The 12747-nt window shown below is 52.1% G+C and carries 13 protein-coding genes; 12 read left to right on the forward strand and 1 reads right to left on the reverse strand.

Annotated features, from left to right (window positions below; all coding sequences use genetic code 11):
• Positions 1-10: 10 nt before the first annotated feature.
• From KJS40_RS03350 to KJS40_RS03400, 11 genes are all read left to right on the forward strand, one after another.
• On the forward strand, positions 11-571 hold the full coding sequence (locus KJS40_RS03350; protein WP_213539067.1) for a NifU family protein: 561 nt from the start codon (positions 11-13) through the stop codon (positions 569-571).
• Between the two features lie 310 nt (positions 572-881).
• A complete protein-coding gene (hemJ, locus tag KJS40_RS03355) occupies positions 882-1295 on the forward strand; it encodes a protoporphyrinogen oxidase HemJ (RefSeq protein WP_213539068.1) in 414 nt (137 codons plus the stop codon).
• A 91-nt stretch (positions 1296-1386) separates the two neighbouring features.
• A complete protein-coding gene (gene aroB / locus KJS40_RS03360; protein WP_213539069.1) occupies positions 1387-2487 on the forward strand; it encodes a 3-dehydroquinate synthase in 1101 nt (366 codons plus the stop codon).
• Positions 2480-3601 (forward strand): deoxyguanosinetriphosphate triphosphohydrolase, encoded by a 1122-nt coding sequence (locus tag KJS40_RS03365; RefSeq protein WP_213539070.1) that lies wholly within the window; start codon positions 2480-2482, stop codon positions 3599-3601. The genes aroB and KJS40_RS03365 overlap by 8 nt, the downstream gene beginning before the upstream one ends.
• A 289-nt stretch (positions 3602-3890) precedes the next feature.
• On the forward strand, positions 3891-4952 hold the full coding sequence (gene hemE / locus KJS40_RS03370) for a uroporphyrinogen decarboxylase (RefSeq protein WP_090457047.1): 1062 nt from the start codon (positions 3891-3893) through the stop codon (positions 4950-4952).
• Positions 4953-5176: 224 nt separating this feature from the next.
• Positions 5177-5860 (forward strand): response regulator transcription factor, encoded by a 684-nt coding sequence (locus KJS40_RS03375; protein WP_213539071.1) that lies wholly within the window; start codon positions 5177-5179, stop codon positions 5858-5860.
• Positions 5820-7115 (forward strand): HAMP domain-containing sensor histidine kinase, encoded by a 1296-nt coding sequence (locus KJS40_RS03380; protein WP_072767178.1) that lies wholly within the window; start codon positions 5820-5822, stop codon positions 7113-7115. Before KJS40_RS03375 ends, KJS40_RS03380 begins: the two co-directional genes overlap by 41 nt.
• Positions 7116-7776: 661 nt before the next feature.
• Positions 7777-8757: a sodium-dependent bicarbonate transport family permease gene (locus tag KJS40_RS03385; RefSeq protein WP_213539072.1), complete on the forward strand. Its 981-nt coding sequence runs from the start codon at positions 7777-7779 to the stop codon at positions 8755-8757.
• A 128-nt stretch (positions 8758-8885) separates the two neighbouring features.
• Positions 8886-9215, forward strand: coding sequence for a nitrogen regulatory protein P-II (locus tag KJS40_RS03390; RefSeq protein WP_036575107.1), 330 nt, complete (start codon positions 8886-8888; stop codon positions 9213-9215).
• Positions 9216-9414: 199 nt separating this feature from the next.
• A complete protein-coding gene (locus tag KJS40_RS03395) occupies positions 9415-9696 on the forward strand; it encodes a hypothetical protein (protein WP_213539073.1) in 282 nt (93 codons plus the stop codon).
• 43 nt (positions 9697-9739) lie between these two features.
• Positions 9740-10246: a winged helix-turn-helix domain-containing protein gene (locus KJS40_RS03400; RefSeq protein ID WP_213539074.1), complete on the forward strand. Its 507-nt coding sequence runs from the start codon at positions 9740-9742 to the stop codon at positions 10244-10246.
• 322 nt (positions 10247-10568) lie between these two features.
• Here the strand turns inward: KJS40_RS03400 and KJS40_RS03405 are convergent, their stop codons facing one another.
• The gene (locus KJS40_RS03405) at positions 10569-10775 is read right to left on the reverse strand and encodes a hypothetical protein (protein WP_213539075.1); all 207 of its coding nucleotides are present in this window, start codon (positions 10773-10775) and stop codon (positions 10569-10571) included.
• Between the two features lie 571 nt (positions 10776-11346).
• Here KJS40_RS03405 and KJS40_RS03410 point away from each other — a divergent pair.
• The gene (locus KJS40_RS03410) at positions 11347-12693 is read left to right on the forward strand and encodes a SulP family inorganic anion transporter (RefSeq protein ID WP_213539076.1); all 1347 of its coding nucleotides are present in this window, start codon (positions 11347-11349) and stop codon (positions 12691-12693) included.
• Positions 12694-12747 lie beyond the last annotated feature (54 nt).

Genomic DNA, 12747 nt, shown 5'->3' on the forward strand with positions numbered 1-12747 from the left:
GGAACAGGAAATGCCAAAAATAGCGGAAATAGAAGGTACCCCAAATCGAAACGCGCTGAAATTCATCCTGAAGGAGCCATTGACCTGGGGGGTGACATGCTCTTATGACAACGCCGAGCAGGCGAAAGACGACCCACTTGCCGCTGCGTTGTTCGACATCGATCATGTGACTAACGTATTTTATGTCGATCGCTGGATCACGGTAACGCAAGACGGCGGCGCCGACTGGCAAGACCTTGCGCGCGAGGTCGCCGATCCAATCCGCGCCGCGCCCGCGGCCGATGCGCAATCAGCCGCAACAGTCGCTGCGGCAACCAGTGCAATTGCCGGGTTAAGTCCGGAGGACCAGCAGCGGCTCGATACCATCAATATCATGCTCGACGAGGAGGTGCGCCCTTATCTCCAGAGTGACGGCGGCGACCTGCATGTACTCGGGCTGGAGGGCAACAAGCTCAGCGTTCATTATCAAGGTGCTTGCGGCACATGCCCGAGCTCGATCTCAGGCACGCTGCGAGGTATTCAGAATATGCTGAGATCAATAGAACCCGATATCGAGGTTGTCGCGCTATAACAACCGGGTTCCATATGCTTTTTTATAGCATGTAGATTTCCCTGCCGGCTTCCTGCTGCGCCAAGATGCGTTCTTGATGATATTCCTTTTCCCATCCCGGGGTGATCAGCTATAGTATGCTCGATTGCTGCAAGGTGCTGGCTTACAGGCATCCGATGAAATAATCGGCTGCTGTGTTTTTCGCTGTTTTTGTGGTTCTCGCAGGGTGGGTCGCCCGGTTCTCGTGGCAGATGCCCGTGCTCGCTCTCCGCGCCATAATCACCCCCGACCTCATATATAGATGCCTGGTTCAGGTTAAAAAGAATCACAGATGCTCTGGATAAAATCGCTACACATCATTTTCATGGTGACCTGGTTTGCGGGATTGTTTTACTTGCCGCGCCTGTTTGTCTATCACGCGATGAGCGATGATGTGCCGGGCGTCGAACGCTTCAAGGTGATGGAGCGCAAACTTTATTATGGGATCATGACGCCCGGCGCCGTGCTGACAGTTCTCTTTGGTCTTTGGCTCTGGCTGGGTTATGGAATTTCTGGTGGCTGGTTGCATGCAAAACTTGCGCTAGTGATCGTGCTGATCGCGTATCACCTCTACTGCGGAAAACTGCTTGCAGATTTCAAGTATGATCGCAATCGGCGCAGCCATGTTTATTACCGGTGGTTCAATGAATTTCCAGTGGTGATCCTGATTGCGGTGGTAATCCTGGTTGTGGTAAAGCCGTTTTGAAAGATCGCTTGCTATCTCATCATGAGCTCCTCCGAACAAAAACCTGTTGATCATCAGGTAGACAAGAATCTTGATCGCACACCACTAAACCATGCAAACAATCACGGTAGATTTTGCCTCTACGCCAAGTGAGCGTAGTTACCCGATCCATATCGGCAATGGTATTCTGAGCCATTCCGAAATTATCCTCGACCATGTGCCGCGAAAGCGCGCCGCAATCGTCACAAACACTACGGTAGCGCCCCTTTATATGGAAAGGCTGCGTAACGCGCTGGAAGGCCAGGGCGTGGCGACCGTTCCCATCGTTCTCCCTGACGGGGAAGCGCACAAGAATTGGCAGACGCTGAACTTCATATTCGATGCGCTTCTTCGTCACCGCTGTGAACGGAGCACGCCCATCATCGCCCTTGGCGGCGGCGTCGTCGGTGATTTGGCCGGGTTTGCCGCCGCGACCTATCTGCGGGGAGTGCCGTTTATCCAAATTCCAACGACGCTTCTGGCACAGGTCGATTCTTCGGTCGGCGGTAAGACAGGTATCAATCATCCGCTTGGCAAAAACATGATCGGCGCTTTTTATCAGCCTCGGGTCGTACTGGCAGACACAGCAACGCTCGATACGTTGCCGGAAAGGGAGTTGCGGGCAGGCATTGCCGAGATCATCAAATATGGTCTGATTCGGGACCTCGGCTTCCTGGAGTGGTTAGAACGGAATATGGCCAAGCTCCTTATCCGCGACGCCGATGTATTGGTCGAAGCGATACGCCGAAGTTGCATAAACAAGGCGGAGGTTGTGCAAGCCGATGAACGAGAAAGCGGTGTTCGGGCATTACTCAACCTCGGGCATACCTTTGGTCATGCTATCGAAAATGCGATGGGTTACGGTGTCTGGCTCCATGGCGAAGCAGTTGCAGCCGGTACGATGCTGGCTGTGGAACTATCGAAGCGCATGGGGATGATCGGCGAGGCCGAGGTGGAGCGAATCCGGAAAATTTATGCGCAAGCAGGGCTTTCTGCCGTGGCGCCCAATCTCGGTCCGGAAAAATACCTGACCCTGATGGGGCTGGACAAGAAGGTAGAGGGAGGGAATATGCGTTTCATTTTACTCCGGCATATAGGCGAGGCCGTACTCCATTCCGACGTGCCGGCAGAGATATTGGCTGAAACGCTCATGGAATGTACTGCCGATGCATGAGCTGGCGCCTTATGCAGTAACCCCGGCCAGTTCGCGCGGCCGTCGCATCGCGGAAGAATCAGCACCGGGACGTACCGCCTTCCAGCGTGATCGCGATCGCATCATTCATTCCACCGCATTTCGCAGGCTTGTATACAAAACTCAGGTTTTTGTAAATCACGAAGGCGACCTGTTTCGCACGCGCTTGACGCATAGCCTGGAGGTAGCGCAAATCGGCCGCTCGGTCGCGCGCAATCTGCATCTCAACGAAGATCTGGTTGAAGCCATTGCCTTGGCGCATGACCTCGGCCATACGCCATTTGGTCATGCTGGGCAGGAAGCGCTGAACGACTGCATGAAAGATTACGGCGGCTTCGAGCACAACTTGCAGTCTCTGCGTGTGGTAGATGTGCTGGAAGAACGTTATGGCGCATTTGACGGCTTGAATTTGTGCTTTGAAACGCGTGAAGGCATCCTCAAGCACTGTGCCAGAAAGAATGCCGTTAAACTTGGAGATGTGGGCGAGCGCTTCCTTTCGGGTCAGCGGCCGTCGCTGGAGGCACAACTGGCCAACCTCGCCGATGAAATTGCCTACAACAACCACGACGTAGACGATGGCTTGCGCTCCGGCCTGATTACGCTGGAGCAGCTTGCGGAGGTCAAAATATTCGCGCGGCATTTGTCGATGGCAAAAAGTCATTACCCTGATATCTCTGGGCGGCGTTTGATCCATGAAACCGTCCGGCGCATGATCAATACGCTGGTGGGGGATCTGATCAGGCAAAGTGCCGCCAATATCGCGCATAGCCGCCCGGATAATCTTGAAGCTGTGCGGGCGGCCCCATACCTCGTTGGTTTCAGCGAGGAAATCTGGCAGGAGCAGCAGGAACTGAAAAAATTTCTGCGGGACTATCTGTACCGGCACTACAAAGTGGCGCGCATGAGTGCCAAGGCGCGACACACGATCGAAGCACTTTTCAAGGCGTTTTGCTCGGATATCCGGTTGCTTCCTCCAGTATTTCAGTCAAAGTATCGTCACGATAAACATCAGGCAGTTGCCGATTATATTGCCGGCATGACGGATCGATATGCAATTCGGGAATATCGGCGGTTATTCGCCATCGAGGAGAGCTGACGCTTCTGCTATGCCTTTGCTGCCGCTAAACCTTCAATACCCTTATTGATATTCGTGATCACTATACAGGCTGGCGCCGGCAAGGATAAAGCTCCACCACAATCGCCACTGGCCGTGAGCATGTACCCGGAAGCCAATAGCTGATAACATTAGTAGGTTAAGCTCATGAACAACCTGCCCACAGGAAGATGAGTTCAACAGGTATGATCCGGGATACAAGCTGTTACCCGGGAACTGGCGCATAAACGATGCTGTTTCTTGCTGAGTTTGTACGATTAAACTGGAGTCGATGACAAGATTGAAGAACGATACCCTGCTGCGGGCTCTCCTGCGGCAACCTACTGAATACACCCCGGTGTGGATGATGCGTCAGGCTGGGCGATATTTACCCGAGTACAACCAGACGCGCGCTCGTGCCGGTAACTTTCTCGCTCTATGCAAAAACCCGGATTTCGCGACTGAAGTTACGATGCAGCCCCTGGCGCGGTTCCCGCTGGATGCCGCGATATTGTTTTCGGATATTCTGACTATTCCCGATGCAATGGGGCTGGGGCTCTACTTCTCGGATGGCGAGGGGCCCAAGTTCGAGCGGCCTTTACGTGAAGAATGGGAGATTCGTGCACTGACGGTACCTGATCCCGGGGTACACCTGCGTTACGTGATGGATGCGGTTTCACAAATCCGAAGGACGCTGGACAACCGGGTTCCACTGATCGGCTTTTCCGGCAGCCCTTTCACGCTTGCCTGTTATATGGTGGAGGGTTGCGGCGGTACCGATTTCCGTCAGATCAAAACCATGTTGTACCAGCGGCCGGATCTGTTGCATCACATTCTCGATATTACCGCGCAGGCGGCAATCGCTTATCTGAATGCACAAATCGAATCCGGTGCTCAGGCTGTGATGATTTTCGATACCTGGGGCGGCGCCTTGTCCCACGCAGCCTATCGGGAATTTTCCTTGCGCTATATCAGTCAGATACTAGCGGGACTAAAGCGGGAGCATGGCGGCGAGCGCGTGCCTAACATCGTTTTTACGAAAGGCGGCGGGCTATGGCTGGAGAGCATTGCGGATAGCGGTTGTGATGCGGTTGGGCTCGACTGGACCGTGGATATCGCCGAGGCGCGCCGACGGGTTGGGCACAAGGTTGCCTTGCAAGGAAATCTCGACCCCGCGGTGCTATTCTCGACACCGGAAGTGATTGCTGCTGAAGTGGAAAAAATTCTTTCCGGTTACGGAAAAGGCAACGGTCACGTTTTCAATCTTGGTCATGGCATTTCGCAGTTTACTCCACCGGAGAATGCCCTGACACTGGTGGAAGCAGTTCATGCCCTCAGCCGAAAATATCGCTAGCACCCAATTTTATAAATAAAAAAGGCACTAAATACCAACAAAACATATCGAACTGTGCTAGATTCTCAACGAAGCCTCAGGTCGACCAAACGCGAGTAGCGACCTGGATCGACGTTGATTTATTTCTACCGGAATCAGCTACATTTTACAAATCGGGCATATTCTCCAGGTGTCGTTAAAACCGATAAGCCGTTTTATCTTATAATTTTTTAGTAAGCCTTCCCGTGCATATACTTATTATTGAAGATGATCCGGCCATCGCCACAAACCTCTACGATTTTCTCGAGGCCCGCGGTCACAGTGTCGATGCTGCCGCTGACGGCATCACGGGTCTGCATCTCGCGGTAACGCAGAAATTTGATGGGATTCTGCTTGATCTTGGTCTGCCGGCCATGGACGGCATCACATTGTGCCGGAAACTTCGCCAGGAAGCAGACCTTGACACGCCGGTGCTGATGCTGACCGCGCGCGATACGCTGGAGGATAAACTCAAAGGATTTGATCACGGCGCCGACGATTACATGATCAAGCCGTTTGCGTTGAAAGAGGTCGAAGCCCGTCTCGTCGCGATGCATAAACGGCATGGCGGAAAGGTTACCAGCCGCATGCTGGAAACCGGCGATCTGTCATTTGATCCCAAAACGCTATCAGTACTTTTTGCCGGCACACCCGTCAAGCTGCCCCCCAAATGTATCCGGCTGCTCGCACTCATGATGAGCGAGCCCGGCCGCGTGTTCAGCCGCAGGGAACTTGAATCGGAAGTCTGGGGCGACACGCAGGGAACCAGCGATACATTGCGCAGCCACATGCATGAACTACGCCGTTCCTTGAGCCGCGCGGGCGGCTACGATCCGATCGAGACAATTCATGGACTTGGGTACCGCCTCATTTCCCGTGCCAGGGATTAAACGTGGCCTACGCCGACGAGTTGCGCTGGCCTTTGCGGTATTCTGCATAGTCGTCGTCGGAACGCTTGGTATCAGCTTGTATATTGCTTCTGACGATATCGAAGAGGCGCATATCGAGCAGATCATGGAAACCGAGATGGACTATCTGCTCGAGCGCTATCGCCAGAGTAGTGATTTTGTTCCCCAGGTGGGCTCAAATCTCGAAAAGTACATCATCCATGATCCCGCCGAGGAATCCAAACTCCCACAGTACTTGCAAGGGCTCAACTATAGACGCCACAAGGTTTTCAGGGGCCCGGAGGAGATTCGGGTCGCGGTACGCCATGTCGACGGCGTCAAATTTCTTGTTGCCTATGAAATCGGGCTTCATGATCAGCGGCAACAGGAACTCAGGCTTCTTATCATTTTATCGCTCCTTTCGGTGGTCGGGGTTGCGTTGCTGGTGGGGTATCTGCTTGCAGGAGTACTTGTCAGGCAAGTTACCGATCTCGCGGAGCGAGTAAGACATCTGGCGCCCGGTGCGGGACAGGACGCAACAATGATCCAGCCCGGCCAGGACGAGGAAGTGGCGCAACTCGCCCGTGCACTGGACGACTATCAGAACCGCATCACGCGCATGCTGCGGCGCGAGCAGGAGTTCACCGCGAACATAAGTCACGAGTTGCGTACTCCGATCACCACCATCCTGACGAGTTGCGAACTGCTCGTTACGGAACCGGGCTTCTCCGAGAGGGCACGGGCGCGCATCGGAATGATCGAGGTCGCGGCGACTCGCATGGGAGAACAATTGCAGGCACTGTTATTCCTTGCTCGCGAACAGGCGCTGGGTATCATGGAACCGGTCGCAATCGCCGAGTGTGTTTACGATGCAGTAGAGCCTGTATGCACTGAAATATATCGAAAGCGCCTCATGTTCGAGGTTGCAGTAGAGCCGAATGCCGTTCTCACGCTAAACCGGCAAGCATTGCACACGGCTCTTGTGAATCTGCTTCGCAATGCAGTGCAATATACAGAGCGCGGTTTCATTCGCGTGAATTTCAGCCGGAAGCGTCTTTCAATCTCCGATTCCGGCATCGGTATCGAACCTTCTTATCTGCCCCTCCTTTATGAGCGCTTCTTCCGCGGGTCGACGAAAGGCGAAGGCCTGGGAATCGGCCTTGCGATTGTCAAGCGTATCTGCGACCACTATGGCTGGATTATAGAGGTCGACAGCACGCCGGGAAAAGGCGCAACTTTCCACATCACCTTTCCGTAATTCCCCCTGCATTTGCGGTTTCCACAAACGTCACGCTTCGTGATCGTTCTTTTTTCGCCTTTCACAAATTAATCACAACCCCGCGACAGGTTCTTCACATGGGTTGTGGCAATCTGTGTTTCATGGCAGCACAACTATAACGTTTGTTTCGTAGCCATAAAGCAGCGAGTTGTTCCATGATTTCACTGATATTAAAAAAACTATTGTTACCGTTGCAGCTTTCGACATTCTATACATTTTCGATTTACAAGTAAGGATAAACTAATTTTACAAACAAGGATAACCAATGCGAATCCAGCAAGGAATCGTTACCGGTTCCGTCACCGTTCCAGAAACCTTCATTCACCTTCGGAGGGCTATATGACAGTCATATACTTGAGAGATGCAAAAAAGTCCCGTGCTGAGAACAGGCCCGCGAAAAGTGCGAACCCCACCACCGTGGAAATATTGCGGAGATCGGATCGGAGATCTTCATTGGCGGAAACTTCCACACGCTTGCGGGCGCGGCTGCTCTCCCGCCAGTCGGTGAAGTACTCTCCATCGAGCTCCTGGCCGCTCGAACACACGAGCCAATGGCTCGAGTGCGCTCATCCCGGCTGATCCTGAAGGCCGGGTGATCGTAATCGTAGGTAAGTTAATAACTACATAAGGAGGGTTTACCATGTCAATTACCAGTCTTCTCGTACCGGCGATACTATTTTTCGCCCTCGGTATGTTCGCGCAGGTGATCAAATCGGATCTCAAGTTTCCACCCGATATGCACAAGATGATCGTAATCTACTTGCTGATAGGTATCGGACTGCATGGGGGCAAGGCTCTGACTCAGGGGTCTATGGGCGATGCCCTGCCCGCCGTGGGAGCGGCTTTTCTGTTCGGCATTGGCTTGCCTATTGTCGCATACGTTATTTTGCGGGGGCTTGGAAAGATTGACCCGCTCAATGCCGCGGCAATTTCGGCGCATTATGGCTCGGTGAGCGCGGGCACTTACATGACGGCGGTGGCTTTCCTGGGCGGCATCGGCGTTACCTTTGAAGCCTATCCGGTCATCATGCTGGCAATCATGGAGTCTCCTGCCATTATGATCGGTTTGGTGCTGGCCGGTTATTCGCGGAAAATAATGGGGGGGGCGGCCAAGGGCGAGAAGGGGATGTATATGCACCTGCTGCGCGAAGCCTTCACCAATGGCAGTATTCTGCTGCTATTTTGCTCAATGGGAATCGGTGCAGTGGTCTCGGACCCGAGCTATCACAAGATCGAGCCGTTTTTTGAAACCATATTCATGGGCGCCTTGTGCCTGTTCCTGTGCGATATGGGAATGGAAGCGGGAAAAAGGCTGTCGGAATTTAAGGCGGTAGGGGTCTTCCTCGTCTGTTTCGGTGTCGCGATGCCTTTGATCGGTGCGATTTGTGGCCTCATGGTCGGTCACTTCTGGCTTGGCTACTCGGTAGGTGGAGTGACGCTGGTCACGGTGCTCGCAGCGAGCTGTTCCTATATCGCGGTACCCCCGGCGATGCGGCTGGCTGTTCCGGAGGCCAACCCGTCTTTTTACCTGACTCTGTCACTCGGCGTGACTTTTCCGTTTAATGTGGTAATCGGTATTCCCATGTATTACGGTGCCGCCCAGTATCTAGCGGGTGTGTAGCGAAAACGGATGCCGTTGTTATCTGGGGATGATTCATCAATTTATTGAAATCCTTTCGAGATGTATTTCGGCCCGGCTGAGTATTCAAATCCGACTATCAATGCATAAATATTCTGGGGAGAGAAACCATGTTTAATAGAGCAGACGTTTTAATTTCGATGATTCGCATCGAGATCGTCATCGATGAAGAAAAGCTCGGTGATCTGATTGCCTTGTTACGAACAGCCGATGTGCGCGGCTACACGTTTATGAGACATGGAGGCGGCCTTGGGTCGCGCGGCGAACGGCGCCCGGATGACATTGCTCTGGAAGAAAGAAATGCCATAGTGATTCTGGCTTGTGAAGAAAAGCAGGCTGAAAGAGTGGTAATGGCGATTCGCCCAAAATTGAAGGAATATGGTGGAATGTGCCTGATTTCGGACTGCAAATGGATCATAGGGCCTGCTGCTTCCTACTGATCCGTCTATTAGCATGGCGCTTCAAGGATATGAAGTAAGAAGAAAGAGAATGCGCCTTTTTGAGTTTTTAAATCGACCATTGCCTGTTTCTAATAACCTGAGGAGTTGATTATGCCAAAACATCAATTTCCCGAAAAGACGTTGCTGGTTGGCGTTGCGCCTCTACCGTCGTTCTGTTTATTAGTTACAGCAACTATTCTTGAGGGAGTGCCATTTAAGTTCCCCGGCTTTTGCCAAGCGCAACAGCCGGGGAGCTGATCCCTTCCTCTCAATGCAGGGAGCCGATTTATGGATTTCGCACTTCAATCCCAAAGATACGAAAGGCAGCAAAGCAGCACTCCCGGTGAAGTTGGCCTTGGGCGGCCTGAATCGGAAGATGACGATTGAGACCAGCTCGATTCAAAAGCTGACTGCAGCTTCCGGCTCAAGTCCAACGTTCCAACTAACGATCAATCTGCCGACGAAATTGAATCGTGGCTGAAATTAACCGAATGATTCGGTATAAACCCGAGCTGAGAATACAAATGGCGAGACCTGCGACAGGACGGGAATTTGTGGAAGCGGCGAAGGAAAAAATCGCCTCAGCCAAAACAGTCGAGGCGTTGCGTGCTGCTCAGGCATTACTCCTTCCGCTGGAATTTGGCATGTCATTGGAACAGACGGCCGTCATCATCGGTTTATCTAAAAGTAGAACAGGAAAACTGCGGACGCGGTTTCAGCGTATCGAGGCCGGCGCTGAACAGGTCAAAACAAAAAAGGGCCTTCGCAATCATGCACGGATGAGCCTCGATGAAGAAGTACAGTTTCTGGCTCCATTCGTTGCCCATGCCCAGGCCGCAGGCATTCTGCCGATACACCAACTGAAAGCCGAGCTTGAAAGGCGAGTAGGCGGATCGGTGTCGACATCGACGGTATATCAGTTGCTTCGCCGCCACGGATGGTCAAAGCTGGCGCACCACGTAAAAACGGATGCAACGGCCATGCACCCATCGCAAAGAACGGCTCAGAAGAAAAATAATCCGGAAGCGTGAAGTCCGGGTCGTGCTGTCGAAATGCCACGGCCGCGTTCCGGGTGCCTACTCCTCATGGGTAATGCCATCCCTTCGGAGACGCTGCTCCGCCTCGATGGGCAGTCCTTCGGTATTACCGTCGCTTCTCGTCTACCTGCATCTATCCAGATTCATGCTATGCCTGACCTTGTCTCCGCGCGCCTTTGATTCTAACAGGGAAATGCGGTTCGGCTCAACAAGGAACAGCAAAGAACGGGCGGTATCCGCCACCGAACAAGTCCTCTCTTAAACCTGAACCAGGCAGTTGGTCGAGGCGAAAAACCCCCTTTTCGACTAGGAGCGCCTAGTTGAAAAATGGGTGGTCAACTGTCTTATTCAGGTTAAACGCGTCACCCTCCAAGTTGTCGTGAACGGGAAATACGGTTCGCGTGACTGTCGCCAGATTTTCCAGAATCCGGATGATGTTCAAGCTGTTTCGCAGCACTGTCGGCGGCGCAAATCGCCGTGCCTGGCATAGTAGAAATATGGCCAGCTTAGGCCTGATTACCATCCCGGTTTTTCATCGGGTTGACACACGCCTCCTGAATTAATTGACTTAAGCACGTGATTAATTCCCCATATAAGTGTTCCAACTTACCTACATAAAATTGACATATGTCACTAATACACCGATCTCCTGCTCGTCATATTCTTAGGTTTTAATTATATAAGTCATTGTTTGTACTGAAATTACACGCCAAACAGCCTGCATCTGAACATGTCCATTTTGGCATGATGTGAAGTAGATATTAAAAACTTCACAATTTCTTGACATTTAACATACATATTCTTCACATCGCTAATGCTATGTTAGCGTTGCTTTTAATGCCTTAATGAATTTGTAGAGATTTGAATGTTGAATCCACTGCGAAAGTGGCTGCTAAAGCCGGCTGAGCAAATGCTTCAGCATCTGATTGGGGGCGAGCCAGTCAAGGACTTGAGGTTACTTCCAGATCAGCTGTTTTTTAACTTATGACGAAATTGAGCAGACGTCGAACAACCACCGGAAAGCAGGTCACCCTCTCGGTTTCTTCTTCGTTTGAAGTTATGTTTAAATTTTTTAAAAAGGAAGGATAGGTACCATGAGTTCATCTACTTTAGATAAGCCGCTGTCAACCGACGATCATGCGCCCGGCGCCACTGCGGAACAAGTTGTCGCGCCAGGATCGGCGGGGTTTCAGGCCAAGTATCTCGCTCGTGACATTCAGGCTGGAATTATAACTGGAACCATGGCGGTCCCACTATCGATCGGCATTGCCATGATGTCGGAGTATCCTATCAAAGTAGCGCTGGCGACGGTCGTTTTTGCCTGTTTCATCGGATGGGTCAATGCATTTTTCAAGCCCGGCAATTTTATCGGCGTGCCGGGGGTGGCAGCCGGTCTCGCGCCTGCCCTGGCGATGGGCGTTCACACCTTCGGTATCGAGAATATGGCGTTTGTCATTTTCCTGACAGCCAGCATGCAAGCGGTCGTATGGAAATACAATTGGCAACGGTATATCTTGCAGGCGGTACCGGTTTATCTCGTAGAAGGGCTATTGGCGGGAGTGGGCCTGAAGATAGGCCTCAAATTTGCCACATTTTGCTATGAGATACCGGCAGAACTGGAAACGGCCGATGTATTCTGGAACGAGGCACGAATCCAGATCGTGCTGATATCGATAGTCGGTTTCGCCGCGTTTGTATACCTGTTTTCCAAATTCAAGGATACGAAACCCGCAATTCCTTATTTCCTATTGATAATAGCAAGTATCGTGCTCGCTCAATACATGCCGATGTCCATGCTATTCGTGGAGGATGTTCCGTTTGTGCTTGCCCTCCCGATACCGCATATCGAGAGCGCAATGATGTGGGTGTACATCGTGGGATTCGCGGCAATGCTCGCCACGATCGATGTGATAGAGCAGGTAATGAGCAACGCCGCGATCGAAAAAATAGATCCGCTGGGGCGCAAATGCAACACCAATAACAGCTTGTGGTCTATCTGGATAAGCAACATGGGCGCGAGTTTTTTTGGCGGCATGACCAACCTGGACGGATTGGCTAAAAGCACCACCAACAGACTGGCTGGGGCATATACCAAGTTTTCGAATGTTGTCGTCGGTTCGGTCGTTCTCTTCTTCTTCTTCAATTCGCACTATCTTGAATATCTGCCGAAGTTCTCGCTGGCCGCAATCATGATTTTCTCCGGCTGGAAAATGGTCATGGGATTGTGGCATGTTGCCAATTATGGGCAATACGCGCTGATACTTTCAGTTCTTACCGCCTTGCTGGTCTTCAAGATAGGCATCTTCGAAGGCATGCTGGTGGCGCTGGCGATTCACGGGCTTATCAATTACCTGGTTTTTCATCAGGCCGGCAAGATACCCAGCAAGGTCATCATCAAGAAATATTTCGAGAAATTTTCGACAGGCGGCACCGCTGACTAGCTGACCTGGGGATACTATCCTAATTGAGGCGGGCACGTGATGCCCGCCTCTTTT

This window comes from Nitrosospira sp. NRS527, assembly GCF_018406445.1.
Taxonomy (GTDB): Bacteria; Pseudomonadota; Gammaproteobacteria; order Burkholderiales; family Nitrosomonadaceae; genus Nitrosospira; species Nitrosospira briensis.